Annotated in this window: 28 protein-coding genes, 1 tRNA gene and 1 pseudogene; 18 read left to right on the top strand and 12 right to left on the bottom strand. The window is 64.6% G+C overall.

Annotated features, from left to right (window positions below; translation table 11 throughout):
• Positions 1–247: 247 nt before the first annotated feature.
• Positions 248–433: a hypothetical protein gene (locus FRZ32_RS04675; protein ID WP_147042423.1), complete on the bottom strand. Its 186-nt coding sequence runs from the start codon at positions 431–433 to the stop codon at positions 248–250.
• 270 nt (positions 434–703) lie between these two features.
• A complete protein-coding gene (locus FRZ32_RS04670) occupies positions 704–1,732 on the bottom strand; it encodes a sensor histidine kinase (protein ID WP_147042422.1) in 1,029 nt (342 codons plus the stop codon).
• A gap of 326 nt (positions 1,733–2,058) precedes the next feature.
• Here FRZ32_RS04670 and FRZ32_RS04665 point away from each other — a divergent pair, with 326 nt between their 5' ends.
• The 8 genes from FRZ32_RS04665 (at position 2,059) to FRZ32_RS15195 (ending at position 6,605) form a co-directional block, all read left to right on the top strand.
• Positions 2,059–2,331: a hypothetical protein gene (locus FRZ32_RS04665; protein ID WP_147042421.1), complete on the top strand. Its 273-nt coding sequence runs from the start codon at positions 2,059–2,061 to the stop codon at positions 2,329–2,331.
• 32 nt (positions 2,332–2,363) lie between these two features.
• Positions 2,364–2,612 (top strand): hypothetical protein, encoded by a 249-nt coding sequence (locus tag FRZ32_RS04660; RefSeq protein WP_147042420.1) that lies wholly within the window; start codon positions 2,364–2,366, stop codon positions 2,610–2,612.
• Positions 2,602–2,826 (top strand): hypothetical protein, encoded by a 225-nt coding sequence (locus FRZ32_RS04655; RefSeq protein WP_147042419.1) that lies wholly within the window; start codon positions 2,602–2,604, stop codon positions 2,824–2,826. Before FRZ32_RS04660 ends, FRZ32_RS04655 begins: the two co-directional genes overlap by 11 nt.
• The gene (locus tag FRZ32_RS15205) at positions 2,823–2,978 is read left to right on the top strand and encodes a hypothetical protein (protein ID WP_158635835.1); all 156 of its coding nucleotides are present in this window, start codon (positions 2,823–2,825) and stop codon (positions 2,976–2,978) included. The genes FRZ32_RS04655 and FRZ32_RS15205 overlap by 4 nt, the downstream gene beginning before the upstream one ends.
• A 24-nt stretch (positions 2,979–3,002) precedes the next feature.
• Positions 3,003–3,893: a transglutaminase family protein gene (locus FRZ32_RS04650; protein ID WP_243445188.1), complete on the top strand. Its 891-nt coding sequence runs from the start codon at positions 3,003–3,005 to the stop codon at positions 3,891–3,893.
• A 92-nt stretch (positions 3,894–3,985) separates the two neighbouring features.
• Positions 3,986–5,800 carry a cation:proton antiporter domain-containing protein gene (locus FRZ32_RS04645; protein WP_147042418.1) on the top strand — a complete coding sequence of 605 codons (1,815 nt, stop codon included), beginning with the start codon at positions 3,986–3,988 and terminating at the stop codon, positions 5,798–5,800.
• Positions 5,801–5,926: 126 nt separating this feature from the next.
• Positions 5,927–6,082 (top strand): hypothetical protein, encoded by a 156-nt coding sequence (locus FRZ32_RS15200; RefSeq protein ID WP_158635834.1) that lies wholly within the window; start codon positions 5,927–5,929, stop codon positions 6,080–6,082.
• A gap of 79 nt (positions 6,083–6,161) precedes the next feature.
• Positions 6,162–6,605, top strand: a complete 444-nt coding sequence (locus FRZ32_RS15195) for a hypothetical protein (RefSeq protein WP_158635833.1) — start codon at positions 6,162–6,164, stop codon at positions 6,603–6,605.
• Positions 6,606–6,683: 78 nt separating this feature from the next.
• Here the strand turns inward: FRZ32_RS15195 and FRZ32_RS04640 are convergent, their stop codons facing one another.
• A complete protein-coding gene (locus tag FRZ32_RS04640; RefSeq protein ID WP_147042417.1) occupies positions 6,684–7,070 on the bottom strand; it encodes a hypothetical protein in 387 nt (128 codons plus the stop codon).
• Positions 7,071–7,147: 77 nt separating this feature from the next.
• Between FRZ32_RS04640 and FRZ32_RS15190 the strand changes: the two genes are divergently transcribed.
• Positions 7,148–7,399 carry a hypothetical protein gene (locus FRZ32_RS15190; protein WP_158635832.1) on the top strand — a complete coding sequence of 84 codons (252 nt, stop codon included), beginning with the start codon at positions 7,148–7,150 and terminating at the stop codon, positions 7,397–7,399.
• A gap of 71 nt (positions 7,400–7,470) precedes the next feature.
• On the opposite strand, the gene FRZ32_RS04635 is transcribed toward FRZ32_RS15190, so the two are convergent.
• Together FRZ32_RS04635 and FRZ32_RS04630 are read right to left on the bottom strand one after the other, a co-directional pair.
• Positions 7,471–7,671: a hypothetical protein gene (locus tag FRZ32_RS04635; RefSeq protein ID WP_147042416.1), complete on the bottom strand. Its 201-nt coding sequence runs from the start codon at positions 7,669–7,671 to the stop codon at positions 7,471–7,473.
• 98 nt (positions 7,672–7,769) lie between these two features.
• Positions 7,770–7,976 (bottom strand): cold-shock protein, encoded by a 207-nt coding sequence (locus tag FRZ32_RS04630; protein WP_147042415.1) that lies wholly within the window; start codon positions 7,974–7,976, stop codon positions 7,770–7,772.
• Positions 7,977–8,173: 197 nt separating this feature from the next.
• On the opposite strand from FRZ32_RS04630, the gene FRZ32_RS04625 reads away from it, so the two are divergent.
• Together FRZ32_RS04625 and FRZ32_RS04620 are read left to right on the top strand one after the other, a co-directional pair.
• A complete protein-coding gene (locus FRZ32_RS04625) occupies positions 8,174–8,482 on the top strand; it encodes a hypothetical protein (protein WP_147042414.1) in 309 nt (102 codons plus the stop codon).
• Between the two features lie 97 nt (positions 8,483–8,579).
• A complete protein-coding gene (locus tag FRZ32_RS04620) occupies positions 8,580–8,792 on the top strand; it encodes a hypothetical protein (RefSeq protein WP_147042413.1) in 213 nt (70 codons plus the stop codon).
• A 156-nt stretch (positions 8,793–8,948) separates the two neighbouring features.
• On the opposite strand, the gene FRZ32_RS04615 is transcribed toward FRZ32_RS04620, so the two are convergent.
• The 6 genes and pseudogenes from FRZ32_RS04615 to FRZ32_RS04595 all read right to left on the bottom strand — a co-directional run bounded on the left by FRZ32_RS04615 (position 8,949) and on the right by FRZ32_RS04595 (position 11,071).
• Complete coding sequence (locus FRZ32_RS04615; RefSeq protein ID WP_147042412.1) at positions 8,949–9,173, bottom strand: hypothetical protein; 225 nt, start codon at positions 9,171–9,173, stop codon at positions 8,949–8,951.
• A complete protein-coding gene (locus tag FRZ32_RS04610) occupies positions 9,170–9,349 on the bottom strand; it encodes a hypothetical protein (RefSeq protein ID WP_147042411.1) in 180 nt (59 codons plus the stop codon). The genes FRZ32_RS04615 and FRZ32_RS04610 overlap by 4 nt, the downstream gene beginning before the upstream one ends.
• A 5-nt stretch (positions 9,350–9,354) precedes the next feature.
• A pseudogene (locus FRZ32_RS04605) lies at positions 9,355–9,516 on the bottom strand (S1 domain-containing protein); the annotation flags it as partial.
• A 229-nt stretch (positions 9,517–9,745) separates the two neighbouring features.
• Positions 9,746–10,126: a site-specific integrase gene (locus FRZ32_RS04600; protein ID WP_147042409.1), complete on the bottom strand. Its 381-nt coding sequence runs from the start codon at positions 10,124–10,126 to the stop codon at positions 9,746–9,748.
• Positions 10,123–10,395 (bottom strand): AIR synthase related protein, encoded by a 273-nt coding sequence (locus FRZ32_RS15735; protein WP_424141280.1) that lies wholly within the window; start codon positions 10,393–10,395, stop codon positions 10,123–10,125. Before FRZ32_RS15735 ends, FRZ32_RS04600 begins: the two co-directional genes overlap by 4 nt.
• Positions 10,361–11,071, bottom strand: coding sequence for an Abi family protein (locus FRZ32_RS04595; RefSeq protein ID WP_147042408.1), 711 nt, complete (start codon positions 11,069–11,071; stop codon positions 10,361–10,363). Before FRZ32_RS04595 ends, FRZ32_RS15735 begins: the two co-directional genes overlap by 35 nt.
• A gap of 160 nt (positions 11,072–11,231) precedes the next feature.
• Between FRZ32_RS04595 and FRZ32_RS04590 the strand changes: the two genes are divergently transcribed.
• Complete coding sequence (locus FRZ32_RS04590) at positions 11,232–11,777, top strand: YfbU family protein (protein WP_158635831.1); 546 nt, start codon at positions 11,232–11,234, stop codon at positions 11,775–11,777.
• A 173-nt stretch (positions 11,778–11,950) separates the two neighbouring features.
• Here FRZ32_RS04590 and FRZ32_RS04585 read toward each other — a convergent pair.
• Positions 11,951–12,026 (bottom strand) — tRNA-Ala (locus FRZ32_RS04585).
• A gap of 172 nt (positions 12,027–12,198) precedes the next feature.
• On the opposite strand from FRZ32_RS04585, the gene FRZ32_RS04580 reads away from it, so the two are divergent.
• From FRZ32_RS04580 to FRZ32_RS04555, 6 genes are all read left to right on the top strand, one after another.
• On the top strand, positions 12,199–13,092 hold the full coding sequence (locus tag FRZ32_RS04580; RefSeq protein WP_205008241.1) for a DUF2171 domain-containing protein: 894 nt from the start codon (positions 12,199–12,201) through the stop codon (positions 13,090–13,092).
• Between the two features lie 55 nt (positions 13,093–13,147).
• Positions 13,148–14,143 (top strand): NADP-dependent oxidoreductase, encoded by a 996-nt coding sequence (locus tag FRZ32_RS04575; protein WP_147042406.1) that lies wholly within the window; start codon positions 13,148–13,150, stop codon positions 14,141–14,143.
• Between the two features lie 130 nt (positions 14,144–14,273).
• Entirely contained in the window at positions 14,274–16,943 is a 2,670-nt protein-coding gene (gene acnA, locus FRZ32_RS04570; RefSeq protein ID WP_147042405.1) for an aconitate hydratase AcnA, read from the top strand.
• A complete protein-coding gene (locus FRZ32_RS15730; RefSeq protein WP_424141298.1) occupies positions 16,889–17,200 on the top strand; it encodes a CBU_0592 family membrane protein in 312 nt (103 codons plus the stop codon). Before acnA ends, FRZ32_RS15730 begins: the two co-directional genes overlap by 55 nt.
• An 8-nt stretch (positions 17,201–17,208) precedes the next feature.
• Positions 17,209–17,862, top strand: coding sequence for a cyclase family protein (locus FRZ32_RS04560; RefSeq protein WP_147042403.1), 654 nt, complete (start codon positions 17,209–17,211; stop codon positions 17,860–17,862).
• A 51-nt stretch (positions 17,863–17,913) separates the two neighbouring features.
• Complete coding sequence (locus FRZ32_RS04555; protein WP_147042402.1) at positions 17,914–19,704, top strand: PHA/PHB synthase family protein; 1,791 nt, start codon at positions 17,914–17,916, stop codon at positions 19,702–19,704.
• The last annotated feature ends 23 nt before the right edge of the window (positions 19,705–19,727 follow it).

The following is a 19,727-nucleotide window of genomic DNA, read 5'->3' as shown; positions in this document are numbered from 1 at the left end:
TTAGCCTTGTTTCTGATACGCCGTGTATACCAGTTTTGTATCCCAGTGCCAAGGGTGAAGGCGACACGCTACTATCGCTCTGCGCCCTGCGTGACGGAAGGGTTCGACGGACCCCGTCAGTGCGTTCAATGGATTCCATATCCGCGACGTAGCAGCGTTTGAGCGACCGCTTCGCGCCCATCCCGGTCGTCGAGCGGCGCGGTCGCTGGTCCTGAAGGCTGCCGTGCATTCATGTTGGCGTGCATCGTCAAAAGCCCGGAATCAGCTCGTTCAGCGTCCGGTCGAACCTTCCCTGTACTGTTAGTCGATCGTCGTGCCTGAAATAAACGAATGTCGTGTCCGCATCCTCATCATTCTCGTGGATGAAGACCACGGCATGCGGGTTGATCGCGACCTTGTTTCCATCGGGCCGCGAGAATTGGACGAGCTTCATGAAATCCTCCTTCGTTCCTCGAAAGGAGCGCCGGGTCGCCACGCAACGCCGGCGCATCAGCGATCGCAACGATTCCATCGGCCAATGGTTCGAAACCGCCTTCATCGGAGTTCATATCGGGATAGCGCGCGCGGCCGTGCGGGCCTCCGCGCCCGGGCCCGCGATTCCTCAAGCCGCGGGCGTCTCCCATTTGCCGGAGCGGGAGAATCAGCGTCCGACAGCGCCGTCTGCCATGCGGCCGTTTCCTGATTCCGGCTCGGCGCCAGCCGATCAGGCGGCCCCATCCGGGTGCGTGATCAAGACGATGGTGCCAGGATGTCCGCCCTGAGTTGCGACGGTCGCGTCGAGCTGGTTGGCCAGCGCCTCGACGATGCCGGTGCCGAGGCCCGGCTTGGCCTCGGCCATCTTTTCGGGCGTGCCGACGCCGTCGTCGCTGACCGACAGCTTCCAGCCCGCGCCACGCGCTTGATAGTCGACCAGAATCGTGCCGCCGCGATCGCCCGGAAAGGCGTGCTTGAGAGCATTGATCACCAGTTCGGTGACGATCAGCCCGAGGCTGACGGAGATGTCCGCCTTCACGATGCTGCCGTCGACGGTCACCTCGAGCGACAGGCGATCGTGATCCTGGATCATCGAGGCGCCGAGGCTTCGGCAGAGCTGGACGAAATAGCCGCGCAACTCCACGTCGCCCAGCCTTGAGGCCGCGAGCTGCTGCTGAAGGGTGGCGATCGACATGACCCGGTGGTGTGCATCGCGAAGGTGGCTGCGGGTTTCGTCGGATTGCACCCGCCGTGCGCTTTGCAGCAGCACGCTGGCGATGATCTGCAGGCTGTTGGCGACGCGATGCTGGAGCTCCTGGAGCAGGATCGCCTTCTCGCGCAGCAGGTCGTCCTTGAGCTTCTCGCTGATCCGCGCCTCGGTGACGTCGGATATCGTCAGAAGCAGGCGGATCTGCTCGGCATCGCCATAGTCTAGCTTCCGGGCATTGAGGACAAGGCGGCGCGGCGCGGCGTCGCCCTTGAGGTCCATCTCATAGGCCTCGATCCTGGCGATGTCGGAGAGGGTCGCGCCGAGCAGGGACCGAAGCTGCGGCACGTTCCACTCGCCAGCGCCGAGCTTGAACAGGGGCCGTCCGGTCACATCCTCGGGATCGAGCGCGAACGCGCGATGGAAGGAGGTGCTGGCGGCAACCACGTTCAGGTCTCCGTCGAGCAGCAAGGCTGGCGCGGCGGAAGAAGCGAGGATCGCCAGCGCCAGGTTGTGCGCGACGTCGGGGTGGGTGGCTCGGTTCATGGTCATGGCCCCTTTCGGGGAAACCGGGGACTTGCGGAAATGAAAGCCTGTCCGGGTGGTCGCTGCCCGTAATGGAGCAAGGACGCGCGAGTGCCTTGTAGCATGGATCGGGGAGGGCCGGCCTTTTATTCAGCATCGGCATGAGGATGCGTCCCGGCACGAAGTTCATGACACCGCTGGGCGGCCTGATGACGATGCGCAAAATAGACCGCTGAGCCGATTGATATCTTTCTCCGAACCACCATATCCGATTGATCACCTGCGCCATTCGCAAGCCTCCCCGTGACAGAGAGACGGCCGTGCTCTCGCTTGCACAACCAAGGTGATTTCATATGGACAAGGCATATTGGGCCGCACGCGAACAAGCCGAGTTGGCGGCGGCGCATGCGGCGGCGTCACCGCGGGCGCGCCTCATCCATCTCGAGCTCGCGCGTCGTTATGGCATGACGATGGCGTCCCATTCACCCGTCGATGACGCGACAACGGAGGCCGCCGACGAATTCGAGGATGTGGCGGCCGCCGAGCCGGCATCGCCCCATTCCGGCTCCCTCTTTCGGTCGTTGACGCATATCGCCGCCCCCGAACCGGGCGGCACGGCGCAATGAGCGCCCCCTTCAGGAAGCCCCGGGTTGGCGAGTTGCTCTCGCGCGACGAGCGGGCGCGTCAAAGCGAGGCGGTCAAGGCCGCGACGAACGCACTGGGCGGCAACGGCGCCCGGGCCTTCCTCAACGCCTATCATGTCGGGCTTCGCGCTCGTCCGCTGGACCTCGCCATTGCGAGCGCCGCCGGACTGGTGGCGACGGAAGAGGCGCTCCGCGTGGCACAGCGCGGCTTCGAAGCTTCATTGCCGGTTTCCGGTGACAAGGAGGATGGTGATGACGGATGACCACGGCCAGAAACCTGGAAAGGCGTCCCTTCTGCACGAGCATCCCGACGATGCGGCCGCGAGACGCGATCCCGAGGCGGCCCTGATGATGCGCAACGGCATCACCCGCACGACGTCCAGCCATTATCATGTGGACGGCTATCGCTACACCAGCCTTGCCGATGCGATCGCGCAGGTGAACCGCGGCGCGCGGGATCGGGAGAGACGCAGATGAGCCTCCATGACTGGTTCGGCCGCCACATCGCCGATCTCGACAACAGCCGTTGGGAAGACGGCTATTTCATGAGCCGCTGCACCCATTGCGGCCGCGAGATGGTCAAGCTGCCCGGCCTGACCTGGCGACTGATGGAGAGAGCGTCGACCTGAGGACCGGCAAGCCGCCTCGCCGGTGTGGAGACAGATATCCGTTACCTGATCCGACATCGCACGACCTATCGCTACGTGCGGCCGGTCGAGCTCAGGCCCCATCGCCTGATGCTGTTCCCGAGGAGCAGCCATGTCATCCGCGTCCTGGACAGCAGTCTGGCCTGCACGCCGCCCGCACGCCTCGAAAGAACCCTGGACGTCTTCGGCAATCTGATCGTCACGGCCGAATTCGCCGAGGCGGCCGCCCGGCTCATCATCGCGAGCGACTTGATCGTGGAGCAATCGGCCGCCCAATGGCCCGTATTCCGGATCGCGCCCGAAGCCCATTCCTATCCCTTTGCCTACACGCCGGACGACCTGACCGACCTGGGCGCCCTGCTCGCGCCGGAATACGAGGATTGTGCCGGTAAGCTCGAAGCATGGGCTCGGGGGTTTGTCCATGCGACGCCGACCGATACCCTCTCGCTGCTGCAAGACCTCAATGCCGGCATCCTGGACGTCGTGAGCTATCGCACCCGCGACGAGCAAGGCACCCAGGCTCCGCTCGAGACGATGGCGAAGGCGAGCGGCACATGCCGCGATATCGCGGCGCTGTTCATCGACGCGGCCCGGCGGCTCGGCTTCGGCGCGCGCGCCGTGTCGGGCTATCTTTACGATCCGGACGCGGCGATCGACGACCACGGCTCCACTCACGCCTGGGCCGAGGTCTATCTCCCCGGCGCGGGGTGGATCCCGTTCGATCCGACGCATCGCAGGATGGGATCCGCCGGATTGGTTCCGGTGGCGGTGGCGCGCTGCAACGCGCAAACGACGCCCGTGGACGGCGGATATATCGGCGCCCCGGAGGACTTCATCGGGATGGAGGTCAGCGTCTCCGTGTCGCAGGCCGAGATTCCCCCGCCTGGTCCGCAATGAGCAATGTCCGCTCCCGGTCGTTCGAAGATCGGGACAGCTCCGACGCATGATATCGATCGCGCCTTCTGCGACCCTCAGGCCGGAAAGATGGGATGCCGCACGACACCTCCCTTATCGCGACGATCGTCTTCGGCCTGGTGCTCGCATTCGCAGGCGGGTTGATCGCCAGCAAGCTGAGACTGCCGCCGCTGGTCGGCTATCTCGTTGCTGGCGTCGCGGTCGGGCCGTTCACGCCTGGATTCGTCGGGGATGCGGCGCTGGCCGGCCAGCTCGCCGAGATCGGCGTCATCCTGCTGATGTTCGGCATCGGCCTGCATTTCTCGGTCAAGGACCTGATGGCGGTGCGGCGGATCGCCATTCCCGGCGCGATCGTTCAGATCGCCGTCGCGACCCTGCTCGGGGCTTTGCTGGCACGCTTCTGGGGCTGGTCGCCGGGTGCTGGTTTCGTTTTCGGCCTGGCGCTTTCGGTCGCCTCCACGGTCGTCCTGCTGCGCGCGCTTGAGGAACGAGGCACGCTCGACTCGATCAACGGCCGCATCGCCACCGGCTGGCTGGTCGTCGAGGACTTGGCGATGGTGCTCGCGCTGGTCCTGCTGCCCGCATTGGCCGGTTCGCTCGGTGGCGGACAAGGCGAGGCGGCCGGGAGCAGCCTTGCCTGGACGCTCGCGCTCACTCTCTCGAAAGTCGCGCTGTTCCTGGCGCTCGTTTTTGTCGTCGGCACGCGCGCGGTGCCCTGGCTGCTCGAGCGCGTGGCCCGGACCGGATCGCGCGAACTGTTCACCCTGTCCGTGCTCGCGACCGCGCTCGGCATCGCCTACGGGTCGGCGGCGCTGTTTGGCGTCTCGTTCGCACTGGGCGCGTTCTTTGCCGGCGTCGTGCTCGCCGAAAGCGACTTCAGCTACCAGGCGGCGGCCGATTCCCTGCCGCTGCAGGATGCATTCGCCGTCCTCTTCTTCGTCTCGATCGGCATGTTGTTCGATCCTGGCATCCTTGTTCGCGAACCGCTTGCGATATTGGCAGTCCTGGCCATCATTTTGCTGGGTAAATCCGCTGCGGCGTTCGGGATCGTGCTCTCGTTCGGCTATCCGGTGCGAACCGCGCTTACGGTGTCGGCCAGCCTCGCCCAGATTGGCGAGTTCTCCTTCATCCTGATCGGCCTGGGCGTCGGACTGGGCATCGTCCCGACCGAGGGGCGCGATCTTATCCTGGCCGGCGCCCTGCTCTCCATCGCGTTGAACCCGCTCGTCTTCCGCGGCCTCGATCGGCTCGACCGCTGGCTGCAACGCCGGCCCGCACTGCGTGCCAGGCTCGACCGCGGCAGCGAGAGCCTGTCGCGCCTGCCCGATGAGGCGCGGGAGGGACCAGTCAATCACGCGGTGATCGTCGGTTACGGGCGTGTCGGCCGCGTCGTCGGGAAAGCGCTGACCGCGCAGGGACTGCCGATCGTGATCGTCGACAAGGATCGCCGCCGTGTCGAAGCGCTCCGCGAAGATGGCCTTGCCGCCATTTATGGCGACGCTTCGACACCCGGAATCCTGGAAGCGGCCGGCATCGAACATGCCCGCCTTCTCGTCATCGCGACGCCGGAAGGCTTGCGGACGCGGCGTATCATCGAACTGGCCCGCCTCATCAATCCGAAGATCGACACGGCGGTCCGAACACAGAGCGATGCGGAAGTCGCCTATCTGGAGGACCAGGGCATCGGCCTCGCGATCGTCGGTGCGCGCGAACTCTCGTTCGGGCTGGCCCGCTACGCGCTGCGCAGCTTCGGCATTTCGGAGAAGCGGGCGAACGCGATGATCCAGAAGGAACGCATCTCCGGAGCTGGCGGCGCGTTCGAACGACGGCCGGATATCCCGGAGCGCGAAGCGCCCGAGCTTCGCCGACATTCCGGCAACGACGACTGAATTGCGATCTCCGCTGCTCGCTCTTTGTCAACGGCCAGAAAATATATTTTTATGCAATGACTTATCGGAACGATGCGTGCGCGCGGAAGGTTGGGTGGGCAAGGGGATTTTCGAAAGGATCGATCGATGACGGACCAGAAGAGCAACGACCGCAACCCGCAGACCCAGCAGGGCGACAACCAGGAAAATGGCGGCGACAAGCGTCAGCAGCAGCAGGATCAGGGCGGCGATCAGCGGCAGCAGGGTGGGGGGAGCTCGCCGAAGGAAGACCAGCAGCGCTAAGCCAGCGCCATGCCGGCAATGAAAGAGCCGCCCGATTCACATCGGGCGGCTCTCTTTTTGCGCGTGGGAACGCGGGTGATTGGCGCGCTTCGAACGTTCAGGCGCTTTCGAATCCGCGGTCGGGATTTTCGCTCGTCAGACGATCCTGTTCTTCGCGGGAACGTTGCCTTCGGGCGGCCGCGAGATCGGCGACTGCGCGGACCTGATCGTGCCGCGCTTCGCGCCGTTCGGCGAGAAGCGCTTCTTCGCCCCACGCCGAGGCTGCCTTCGCATTGATGAGGCGCACATTCGCGAGCGACGCACAGGCGGCATGGTCGCGATGATAGGCTTCCTGGGTTCGACAAAGAGCGGAGGAGGGAAACATGCTGTGTCCTTTCAACAACGGGGCGGGGCTTTCCAGGCGCCGGCGAATTCTCAGCTCTTCATCAAATTCGACAGGCTCCCCTTCGTTGACGGCTTCGACACATTCGTCTTCGGGGCGACTTTCTTCGGCTTTCGCGCTTCCTTGTTCCCGCGCTGCTGACCTTTGGCCATGTCTTGCTCCTTAGATGACGTGATAGGTGGGCTGGCCTGTTTCGGACCAGGGACGAATGGGCACAATCTATCGAGGTCGGGCCTTCGCATCGCGAAGGCCTTCTGCTTGCGCCATTTGGCGCAGGATGCGGGACCGATGCTCGAATGTGTTGTAGCGCTGACCCATCAACCCGTCGGCGAAATCCGCCGCGAACTTGGCGCGCATCGCGACAAGCGCATCGCGCGAGGTCGGCGCCTCGTCCGCAGCCAGCGAGACATCGGTCGGGGTGATGGCAACGCCGTGCGGCGCGGGAAATTGGCCCCCTTCATTCTCCCAGCTCTCCACGGCCGGACCTTCATCGGGTGCGGCGATGGGGCTGGCTCGAAATCGACCGGGGAGACTTTCAACCGCGCCTGTCGGGAAGCCACGGGGATGAGGCGCGTTCTTGTCTGGGTGCCGAGAAAGGAAATTCATGTCATCGCTCCATCCGACAGACGGGAGCACGACACACTCTCAGTCGCTCCGGTGCCTGAAGCTGGAAGGAGCAATGAATGGAATATGGGGAGTTGGCGTCGGTTTACCAGAACCAAGGCAGATTATCCGACCGCTGGTCAACTGTCCTTCACGGGCCGTCGTGCCGCGGCTACTTCCGCGGCATCGATGGCCGCCAAAAGATCCTCGAACTTAAAGTCGTCGGTGACTGGAAAGCAGCGGTCGAACCCTTTACCCAGCGTGCGCAGATCGTGCTCGGTGAGCAGGCCTACGGCTACGAACTTTTTCCGCGTCACGGACCTTCCTTTTGAGTCGGATGGTCCAACCCGTTCGAGTCGAATGGTCCAACGCGCCGTCAGCGGGAAAGGGGCCGCACGAGTAATCAGGAATGTTGAAAAACAGCGGCCTTTTTTGCCTGTTCTTCAGCACGAAGCCGTTCACCTCGGCCGGCGCGATCGGCCATGACCTGCCAGGCTATCGCCGAGCGCATGCAGCGGTCGCGGACATTGTCGAGCGAGGCCGCCTCCGCCTCCGCACGTGCCTCCTCGGCGCGAGCGCGATAGAACTCCTCATTCGTGGCCATGGGCGAGGCTCCTTCGGAAAGGGGCTCCCCCGGCCCGCCCGGCAAAAGTCGGACGCGCCGAGGGCCCTCCCCATTGGCCGGGGAGGAAAGCCGTTCGTTCAGGCGCTCTGGAGGTTGACGGCGCTGGTCTTGCCGCGCCGGTCCTGTTCGAGCTCATAGGAGACGCGCTGGTCCTGGACAAGCGTGTCCATCCCGGCCTTCTCGAGTGCACTGATATGGACGAAGGCATCGTTGCCGCCGTCCTCGGGAGCTATGAATCCGAAACCCTTCTGGGTGTTGAAAAATTTGACCTTGCCGATGGGCATGTTTCTTCCTTTCTGGGCGGGTGCCCCGGAATTGGCGCACCCGATTGCCGGGGAAGCGAGAGAGGAAGAAGGGGCCGCAAAGCACCGAAGACCGTCTGTTGCGACCGTAGCATGTTCGAGATGGGCGCACCGGGCCTTGATTACAAGGCCAGCGGCTTGCCCGGATCGCCTCAGATCGACGGCGCGCCGCAGTCTGGATGCGGTTCGCCAGCGACAAGACGCAGACGGCGATGGGCGTCGAATATGGCACGATAGCTGTCCGCCAGATCGCCATGGGCGTCGCGCGTATCTTTGTCTCGTGCTTGGTCGGCGCGCAGCCGTTCGATCTCTTCGCGCTGGAGAAGATAGGTCAGATCCACGAGGGCTTCCCATCAATGATGGCAAGCGGGAGCGTTCATTCTCTCGGCGCCGGCATGCTCGCCAAGGACGTGGCCGACGATGAAGACTTCTACCACGCCGCGGGACGAAGGCCTAATTCGGCGGGCGTGACGAGCAGCGGGAGTTGACGTTCGCTATTGCCCTCCGAACCTGCTAGGGATGAGGGATCACCGCCGCATTTTTCCTGCAAGCGGCCGTGACTGAGAGACTGGCTCGCGCTCTCGCTTGCACAGCCAGGGCAAAACAATGGGCAAGAAGGGTTGGATCGGACGCCGCAATGCGGCGATGGCGATCGCGCGCGGCGCCACCGAGGCGGAAGCCCGGCTTATCCATTACGAGTTGTCGGGCCTGTCTGACGTGCGGGCGCTTCGCTCCGGCCCGTTCCTGCTGTCCGGCAAAAGCCCGGAGGCGACGGCGGCCCGGCGCCATCCAAAATGATCAGCCTTCACGAGCGATTCGGGAAACATGAGCCCGATTTTAGCGAAGGCCATTGGGAGCGCGGCCTGTTCGTCACCCGGTGTATCGTTTGCGGGCGACAGATGGTCAAATTGCCCGGCCTCCCTTGGCGGATTCGCGAGAAGCGCGGCTGAATGGCTATTTGGTCGCGAACTCGCCAGGCATCGCGCCGAGATGCGCTTTCGCATAGGTGCGCGCCGCAGCAGCCGTCGAGAATGGTTCTCCGACGCGGGTCGCGGTGATGATTGGATAGTGCTGGCTGTTGTAGCGGGTCTCGCGGAGGACGAGCCGGAATCCGTCTCCGTCCTGTTCGATCAGGAATGGCTTGGGCGCGACGCGGTCGTTATCCGGAACGCCGCTCATCCGATCACCGCAGCAACGATGCGCTGGAGCTCACCCGCGCCAAGCATCCCGGCCTGATCCGGCTTAGGGCCGAACAGGCCGAGTTTCGGCCGTCGTTTGCTCGGCCGGGAATCATCGGACCTGGGATTCGGCCGCGCCGATCTCGGCGGAGCGATGCCCTTCTCGTCGGTGTTCATTTCCGTCACCTTCTGAAATTCCTGCGGCGCTGGCCGGGCGTCTGACTCGGCAGCTTCTCGCGATAGACGACGCGCCCCTTGCTGAGATCGTAGGCCGACATCTCGACATGGACGCGGTCGCCGACGATCGATCGGATGCGGAAACGGCGCATCCGCCCCGCCGTGTACCCTGTCCATAGATCTCTGCCGAGATCGGCACGGTGAAGCTGAGCTTATCCGGCTGGGGAACAGACACCCATATCGTCCTCCCATCCGGGAGCACCTTTGTCATCGGAAACAGGGTCGATGAGGGCTTGGGATCGGGGTTGTGCGGCTTATTAGAGAAGAGAGCGGTCGTATTGACGAATGTGAATGGCAACGAGGGTTCTCACGGCCGGCGGATTCGGATCACCAAGCCTAGTGATGGAGAAACGACAAGTCTAATCCCTCGTAGGCAATTCCCTCAACCCAGTCGCGATAGAGGTCGGGGTTCGTCGGGTCACCATAGTTGTCGCTCGCGGATTTTCCGCCCGGCGACCAGCCGGCAATTGCGCGTAAAGCCTCGGGAGGAGCCTTGATGCGTCGGAGCGCATCGCGGACATTGTGGCGCAGACTGTAGAGGCTCTGTCGCTCTCCGACCTTGATCGCCGCCGGCAGGTAGGTCTCGTTGAGGCGCTTCGTCGGATACCGCGCAAGGTTCCCATATTGGTCCGGCTTGAGCGTCGGGAAAAGCGATGCTCCGGTTCCGTCTGCCTTGCGGTGGGTATCGACGAATTTCAGAAAGCCGGCGCGGATCAACTCGGAGTGGATCGGGATGGTTGGCTCGCGAGTGTCGCAATGGTGACTGCTGTCACTCCGTCGGTTAGGCTCGAATGACACTTGCCAAGGGCTACGCCACGCTCAGCCAGTTCTTGTACGAAGGCCTGCGAGCACGAGGCGCGTTCCTCTGCAGACGTGTCGACACCGAATTCGAACGACAACATCGCTTGAACCGGCGTTGCGCCCGCGCAAATCACGTCGCCAAACGCATGGTTAAAAGCAATGCGCGCTATGGTGCGCGCATACATTGCGGACATAGGATAGCGTCTTGACCCAACTCGATAGAACCTCTGAGTTCGAAAGGCCGTACTTCCTGCTGATCGCTACACGATCCGAGGGATGCGCCATCTCGATAAGATGGGAAAGAGCGCCAAAATCCCAAGTTTCGACCGCCATCCAGATTGGCATAGGCGGGCTATAGTTTTTTCGGAACTCTTCGACCCAATCTGCTCGTGATCGTTGTTCGGCTTCGTCTGCGCGCGCGAGCCATTTTTGGTGGCGTGTTTGCGGCCCGCGCGGCGCGATCGAGCGCTTCGGATCCAAGAAGTTGGTATCCCGATGAGCGAAAGCGTCGCGCTTTCCCAACGTGTGAGCGACGTCTACGCGCAACGCGACCTCGATTCGTTCGATGGCATCGGCCATCAGCATCCGAAGCTGCTTGTCGAAAACGTAGAGATCGACTGCTTGGGTGAAGCTCGTACCGGGCCGGAAATCCTCAAGAACGTCCGCATAGCGGCTGCCATCGGGCCGGATCGCAGTCCTCGATTGCCTAAGCGGATACCAGTAATCCTTCAGGCGATAATAGCCGATGCGCGCTAGGTGTCGCTCGGCTTGCCATTGATTGGTGACAGCCAACCCACGTTGCTGAAGCAACGCGACCTGTTGAGCAAAACTCAGATGGGGCTTTGCGTAGGGCGGCAGCATGGCCCCAGATATAAAGAAGGCCGCCCCTTGTAGCCAGTTTCCTAGCTTCCAGTGGGGGCGACCGTGGTGTCACTCAGATAGCGACTCACGAGTGAATATCAACTTAAAGTTGAATCGCGATGGCAAAGCGCGGACAATCGCGAAGCGGCCACGAGGCGATATGACCAACGAGATTCCCGACGCATTGTTCAAACGGATGGTGCTGGCAAACCAGTATCGCATCCTCTCGTATCTCGACGTCGACCAGGAGGATTTTTGGCGACGCGCTGCAGAGCGAGCAGTGCAGGGATGGCCGGTCGAAGACCTACCGGATGTCGAAATCATAAAGAGCTATGCTCGCGATGCCCTGACCCGCGAGGATCAGCTGTTCGTGCTCGACGCTCTCAACGTGTTCGAGTTGCTGCAGGATGGCGAGAAGCGCCAGTTTAAGCCCAAGCGTGAACACGCGACGACCAAATTTCCTGGTTTCGACGGGAACAACGAAACCAAGCTCATGACCTATGCTCGGCACGTAGTGGAGCAGGAGGGCCGCTTCGAATCCGTCGAACGCCTGTCGCGAGACTTCAATTCTCACATGCCAACTGTCGAACTCTATCAGCGGATGATCAACGCCTGGGAGCGGCTCGGACGGCCACTGCACATCGATGAAGAGCTGTTCGATGCCCTTATCGACGCACAAATCCATCCATCACATCTTCGTCGATGATTAGACGAACCTAGCCTGAAACGACAAGGAAAGAGCGCTCATTGATCGAACTGAGCGATCAATAGACCCCATAGCAGCCCGAAAAGTCCCGACTTTTTGAGGGCCCAAAAGTGGGCCAAGGATATCCGGTGTTCCGGATTATCCTTTAAAATCAATGCGATGATGGTCGGGAATGGTGGAGCTGAGGGGAATCGAACCCCTGACCTCTGCAGTGCGATTGCAGCGCTCTCCCATCTGAGCTACAGCCCCGCGCCTTTCGGGACGGCCCCCATAGCGAGCGCGCCGGCCCGATGCAATGGCCTCTCCGCACGCTGTTTCCGGCCTGCGTCGCCAACCCGCCCCGGACTGTCCGGATCCGGGGAACGGCGCCGTCGCGCGGCTCGTTCTTTCGCCATCCCACTGAAGGCGAAGGAGCAGGATCATGGCTTATGATGAACGCGACGAAGGCCGCGAGCGGCGCCGGCGCGACCGGCATGAGGACAACGGCCCGCCGACCGCCTGGCGCGGCGACGACCGGTTCGGCGGCGGCTTCGGCAACCAGACCGCCCGGCCGCAGCGACTCGGCGACCGCGGGGCGCGGCCGAGCGACGATCCCTATTACGGGACCGAGCGCTATGGCGGCGGCGGCATGCCGCAGGGTTATGGCGGCGATTACGGCCCACGGCCTTATTGGGGCGATTCGGGGGCCGGCGGGATCGGCTATGATCCCCAGAGCGGCCCGCGCTTCGACCGGATCGACATCGGCAGCACGGGAACGCAGGGCGTTCATCCCGTCTCGTCGGTTCTGAACCCCGCTTATGGCGCGAGCGGCGGCTATATGAGTTCCGCGCGCGATTATGCGATCGTTCGCCACGATCCGCATTATGCCGAATGGCGGCGCCGGCGGATCGCCGAGCTCGACCGCGACTATGAGGACTATCGCCGCGAGCACCAGGACCGGTTCGACCGCGAATTCGGCGCCTGGCGCGAGACTCGGGGCCGCCAGCGCTCGGCGCTCGATCGCGTGACCGAACATATGGAGGTGATCGGATCGGACGGCGCCCATGTCGGCACCGTGGACAAGGTGCGCGGCGAGCATATCGTCCTCACCAAGAGCGATCCCGCGGCCGGCGGCGTGCATCATGCCATTCCCTGCGGATGGATCGACGAGGTCGACGACAAGGTCCGCCTCAACCTTGCTGCCGAGGATGCGTTCGAGCGCTGGCGCGTCGAGGGCCGCAGCCGCGCGCTCTTCGAGCCCGAGCGGACCGGCCATCGGCGTCCCCACATTCTCGGCCGCGCCTTTTCCGGCACGCCGGTCGAGGATGAGGACTGAGCGACCTTTGACTCTTTCCGCCGCCCGCGCGACACCGGGCGGCGGGAGGATTTTGATGAGCAATCGCGCCTGGCACCTGGTGGCACGCCCGACGGGGTTGCCGACGATGGAAAATTTCGCGCTTCGCGAGCTTGCGCGCGAGCCGCTTGCCGATGGCGAGGTGCGCGTGCGCAACCTGTGGCTGTCGGTCGATCCCTACATGCGCGGCCGGATGAACGATGCCAAGAGCTATGCCGCGCCCTTCGCGCTCGGCGAGCCGATGCAGGGCGGCGCGGTCGGCCGGGTCGTCGAAAGCCGCGCCGAAGGCTTTGCCGAGGGCGACCTCGTCCTGCACATGCTCGGCTGGCGCGAGGAGGCGGTCGCGCCGGCCAAGGCGTTCACCAGGCTTCCAGCGATCGATGTCGGCGCCGAGCAATGGCTCGGCAATCTCGGCCTGACCGGTGCGACCGCTTATTTCGGACTGCTCGACGTCGCCGCCGCCAAGCCGGGCGAGACGGTGTTCGTGTCGGCGGCCGCCGGGGCGGTCGGGTCCGCGGTGGTGCAAATCGCCAAGGCGAAGGGCATGACCGTGATCGGCTCGGCCGGCGGCGCGGAAAAATGCGCCTTCGTGCGGGAACTCGGGGCCGACGCGGCGATCGACTACAAAGGGGGGCGGATCGACCGCCTGCTGGCCGAGGCCGCGCCGGACGGGATCGACGTCTATTTCGACAATGTCGGCGGCGATCATCTCGATGCCGCGCTGGCCGCCGCGCGGCTCAACGCCCGCTTCGCGATCTGCGGCATGATCGAGGATTATAACAGCGGGTCCAACCACGTCTTCCGCTACGTCACCCGGATCATCGCCGCGCGCATCCGCATCCAGGGCTTCCTCTATTTCGACTTCATGGACCGGATGGCCGATTTCCATCGCGACATGACCGGCTGGATCGCGAGCGGCGCCGTCCGATCGCGCGAGACCATCCATGACGGGATCGAATCCGCGCCGGCGGCCTTCCTCGACCTGTTCAGCGGGGGCAATATCGGGAAGATGCTGGTCCGCCTTCCGGGATAGCGCCCGTTCAAGGCGCCGGATCGCCGCGCCGGTCTTCCCCCCTCGGCCCCGCCTTGCTAGTGCGGCGTCAATCGGGGCTTCGGGCAGCGCGCCCGATTCATTATGGCACTCAGCGGCAAGGGAGCGGCGCATGACCTCCGTCGGCAAGGACACACTCGGCACGCGCGACACGTTCGATGTCGGCGGCAAGACCTATAGCTATTATTCGCTCGCCAAGGCGGGCGCGAAGCTCGGCGATGTCTCGCGGCTTCCCTTCTCCATGAAGGTGCTGCTGGAGAATCTGCTGCGCTTCGAGGATGGCGACACGGTGACGACCGACGACGTCCAGGCGCTGGTCGACTGGCAGCAGACGCGTACCTCCGAGCGCGAGATCCAGTATCGCCCGGCGCGCGTCCTCATGCAGGATTTCACCGGCGTCCCGGCCGTCGTCGATCTTGCTGCGATGCGCGACGCGATGGCGAAGCTCGGCGGCGATCCGCAGAAGATCAATCCGCTCGTCCCCGTCCACCTCGTCATCGATCACTCGGTGATGGTCGACGCCTTCGGCACGCCGCAGGCGTTCGAGGAGAATGTCGCGCTCGAATATCAGCGCAATTCGGAACGCTATGAATTCCTGAAATGGGGCCAGAGCGCGTTCAACAATTTCGAGGTCGTCCCGCCGGGGACCGGCATCTGCCACCAGGTGAACCTCGAATATATCGCGCGCGGCGTCTGGAGCTCGAAGGGGCCGGACGGCAGCGAGATCGCCTATCCGGACACGCTGGTCGGCACCGACAGCCACACCACGATGGTGAACGGCCTCGGCGTGCTCGGCTGGGGCGTCGGCGGAATCGAGGCCGAAGCGGCGATGCTCGGTCAGCCGGTGTCGATGATCATCCCGGAGGTCGTCGGCTTCCGCCTGACCGGCGAGCTCAAGGAAGGGATCACCGCCACCGATCTGGTGCTCACCGTCACGCAGATGCTGCGCGCCAAGGGCGTGGTCGGCCGCTTCGTCGAATTCTTCGGCCCGGGCGTCGGCACGCTGAGCCTCGCCGACCGCGCGACGATCGGCAACATGGCGCCGGAATATGGCGCGACCTGCGGCTTCTTCCCGATCGATCGCAAGACGATCGACTATATGCGCCTCTCCGGCCGCAGCGACGAGCAGATCGCGCTGGTCGAAGCCTATTGCAAGGCGCAGGGCCTGTGGCTCGATCCGGACGCGGCCGATCCCGTCTTCACCGAGATGCTCGCGCTCGACATGTCCACGGTCGAGCCGAGCCTTGCGGGGCCGAAGCGGCCGCAGGACAAGGTCCTGCTCTCGAACCTCCACAAGGAATTCGCGGAGGCGCTGGAAGGCGAATATGCCTGCAAGACGCCCGACAAGCGCTGCGCGGTCGAGGGGCAGGCTCACGATCTCGGCCATGGCGACGTGGTGATCGCGGCGATCACCAGCTGCACCAACACGTCGAACCCGGCGGTGCTGGTCGCCGCGGGCCTGGTCGCGCGCAAGGCCCGCGAGAAGGGGCTGAAGTCGCAGCCCTGGGTCAAGACCAGCCTCGCGCCGGGATCGCAGGTCGTCACCGACTATCTCGAGAAATCGGGGCTGCAGGACGATCTCAACGCGCTCGGCTTCGAGCTGGTGGGCTATGGCTGCACCACCTGCATCGGCAATTCCGGCCCGCTGCCGGAACCCATTTCAAAGGCGATCAACGCCAATGACCTCGTCGCCGCCAGCGTCCTTTCCGGCAACCGAAATTTCGAGGGGCGCGTCAGCCCCGACGTGCGCGCCAATTATCTCGCCTCGCCGCCGCTCGTCGTCGCCTATGCCGTCAAGGGCACGGTGCGCGGCGACATGGTCAACGACCCGATCGGCAAGGGGAAGGACGGCGAGGACGTCTATCTGAGGGACATCTGGCCATCGAACGGCGAGGTCCGCGCGATGATCGATTCCTATGTCAACGGCGACATGTTCCGCGCCCGTTATGCCGACGTCTACAAGGGCGATTCGCGCTGGCAGGCCATCCGCGTGACCGGCGGCGACACCTATGGCTGGCCGGCCGGCTCCACCTACATCGCCAATCCGCCCTATTTCGAGGGCATGACGATGACTCCGGCGCCGACCTCGGACATCGTCTCGGCCCGCCCGCTCGCGATCCTCGGCGATTCGATCACCACCGATCACATCTCGCCCGCCGGATCGATCAAGCTCGACAGCCCGGCCGGCAAATATCTCACCGAGCATCAGGTGAGCCGCGCCGACTTCAACTCCTATGGCGCGCGCCGCGGCAACCATGAGGTGATGATGCGCGGCACCTTCGCCAACATCCGGATCAAGAACAAAATGGTCCCGGGGATCGAGGGCGGCATCACCAGATATGTGCCGACCGGCGAGGCGATGCCGATCTACGACGCGGCGATGAAGTACAAGGCGGAAGGCACGCCGCTCGTCATCATCGCCGGCAAGGAATATGGCACCGGATCGAGCCGCGACTGGGCGGCCAAGGGCACCAACCTGCTGGGCGTCCGGGCCGTCGTCGCCGAAAGCTTCGAGCGCATCCACCGTTCGAACCTGGTCGGCATGGGCGTGATCCCGCTCCAGTTCGTCGAAGCCCCGCCCGAGCTCGACGGCAGCGAGACCTTCACCATCACGGGGGTCGCGGACCTCCGCCCGCGCCAGGAAATCGCGGTCAAGGTCACGCGCGCCGACGGCACCAGCTTCAGCTTCCCCGCGCGCGTCCGCATCGACACCGCCAAGGAGCTCGAATATTTCACCAATGGCGGCATCCTGCATTACGTGCTGAGGAGCCTCGCCGCCTGAGCGCCGTCCAGATCCTGGTCGAGGTCGCCGGCTGGGCCGGGGCGGCACTGATCCTGGCGGCCTACCTTCTCGTCACGATCGGCCGGGTGACCGGCCAGTCGGCGACGTTCCAGGCGATGAACCTCGCCGGCGCGGCGGGGTTCGTCGTCAACGGGTGGTGGCACGGCGCCCTGCCGTCGGCCTCGCTCAACGTGATCTGGTTCCTGATCGCCGCCTTCGCCCTGTGGCGGATCGGCCGGCGGCGCGAAGCGAGCTAGGACGCCGCATGACCCGTAGGCTCATCGAGCTCAGCCATGTGATCGAGGACGGCATGACCACCTACAAGGGTCTGCCGGGGCCACATATCTGCGACTATTGGTCGCGCGAGGCGAGCGCCGCGCATTATGACGACGGCTCGACCTTCCAGATCGGCCGGATCGACATGGTCGCCAACACCGGCACCTATCTCGACGCGCCGTTCCACCGCTTCGCGGACGGAGACGATCTCGCCGGCCTCGCGCTTGAGCGGATCGCCGTGCTCCCCGGCCTCGTCGTCCGCGCGGAGGCGACCGCGATCGACGCCGATTTGCTCGACCCGCTCGACGTCGCCGGCAAGGCGGTGCTGATCCACACCGGCTGGGACCGCCACTGGCGCACCGAGGCCTATCAGAGCGGCCATCCCTTTCTCACCGAGGCGGCGGCGCGGCTCCTTGTCGAACGCGGCGCCGCGCTCATCGGCATCGACAGCCACAATATCGACGACACGACGCGCCGCGCCCGTCCCGTCCACACGATCCTGCTCGGCGCCGGCGTGCCGATCTGCGAGCATATGACCAATCTCGCCGCGCTTCCCGAGGCCGACTTTTCGTTCACCGCCGCGCCACCGAAAATCATCGGCATGGGCACCTTTCCCGTCCGGGCCTTCGCGCTGGTCGACTGACGCCGTTTCATTCCGGGCATTCCCCCCCTAGTCTGGCGGCAGGAGAGATTCATGCCCGACTCGCCGCACGAGGACACGCCCGCCGCGCCGATCCCGACGCCCAGCCTGGAGGATCTCCAGCACTGGACCTGGGTGATGGGCCGCGCCCAGCAGATGATGCTCGAACATTTCGCGGCCCAGGGCATGGAGCAGGCGACGCGCGCGCCGGACGAGCTCGCCAGAACGCTGTTCGGATGGGCCGCGCCGGTTGCCGATCCCGGCGAGCTGATCCGCCAGCAGACAAGGCTGTGGACCGACGGGCTCGCCGTCTGGCAGCGCGCGCTTGGCGGCGAGGCGGCGCCCGATGTCGCCGCGCTCGCAGAAAAGGCGGACCGCGACCGGCGCTTCGCGGCGAAGGAGTGGCGCGACAATCCGCTGTTCGACACGATCCGGCAGACCTACCTCCTGGTTTCGGACCGCCTGCTCGGCTCGGTCGATGCGATCGAGGGGATCGACGAGGCGACGCGGAGCAAGCTGCGCTTCATGACCCGCGCCTTCGTCGACGCGATGGCGCCCTCCAATTTCGCGCTCACCAACCCGCAGGTGATCGAACGCGCGATCGAGACCCGTGGCGAAAGCCTGCTCGCCGGGCTGGAGCATATGCTCCACGACCTCACCAGGGGACAGCTCACCCACAGCGACCCGGAGGCGTTCGAGGTCGGCCGCAACATCGCCACCACACCGGGCAAGGTCGTCGCGCAGACGAAGCTCTGGCAGCTCATCCAATATGCACCGACGACCGAGACGGTGCTTGAGACCCCGCTCGTCATCTTCCCGCCCTGGATCAACCGCTATTACATCCTCGATCTCAACCCGAAGAAAAGCTTCATCCGCTGGGCGGTGGGGCAGGGGCTGACCGTCTTCGTCGTGTCGTGGAAATCGGCCGACGAAAGCATCGCCGACGCGACCATCGACGATTATGTGCTCGCCCAGATCGAGGCGATCGACGCGATCCGCGAGGGGCTTGGCGTCGAGAGCGTCCATGCGATCGGCTATTGCGTGGCCGGGACGATGCTGGCGGCGACGCTCGCGCTGCTCGCCGCGCGCGGGGAGGCGGACAAGGTGGCGAGCGCGACCTTCTTCACCGCCCAGGTCGATTTCACCGAGGCCGGGGACCTGCGCTTCTTCCTGGGCGACGAGCAGATGGAGGTGATCCGCCAGCTTTCCGCCGACAAGGGCTATCTCGACGGGCGCTACATGGCCGCGACCTTCAACCTGCTGCGCGGCCGCGATCTCATCTGGAACTATGTCACCAGCAACTATCTGCTGGGCGAGGAATATCCGCAGTTCGATCTGCTCCACTGGAATGGCGACACGACCAACCTGCCGGCGGTGTGGCACCGCGCCTATCTGCAGCAATTCTATCGGGAGAACCGGCTTGCCCGGCCCGGCGGGCTGACGATCGACGGGACGCCGATCGATCTCGGCCAGGTCCGCACGCCGGCTTATGTCCAGGCGGGCCGCGAGGATCATATCGCGCCGCCGCAGAGCGTGTGGAAGATCACCCACCATTTCGCCGGGCCGCTGCGCTTCGTTCTCGCCGGCTCCGGCCATATCGCCGGCGTCGTCAACCCGCCCGAGGCCGGCAAATACCAGTATTGGACCAATGAGGCGAAGGTGGGGACGCTCGAAGAGTTCGTCGCCGGCGCGAAGGAGACGAAAGGCAGCTGGTGGCCCGACTGGCGCGCCTGGATCCAGGGCCATGGCGGCCGGCAGGTCCCGGCAAGGGGCGCGCGCGTCCCCGGCAAGGGGAAGCTGAAGGCGATCGAGGACGCGCCCGGCACCTATGTGAAGACGCGCTGACAGGCTTTCCGGCGACGAGCCGT

The sequence above is a fragment of the Sphingosinicella ginsenosidimutans genome, from assembly GCF_007995055.1.
Classification (GTDB): Bacteria; Pseudomonadota; Alphaproteobacteria; order Sphingomonadales; family Sphingomonadaceae; genus Allosphingosinicella; species Allosphingosinicella ginsenosidimutans.
This window is presented reverse-complemented; position numbering and strand designations above follow the sequence as displayed.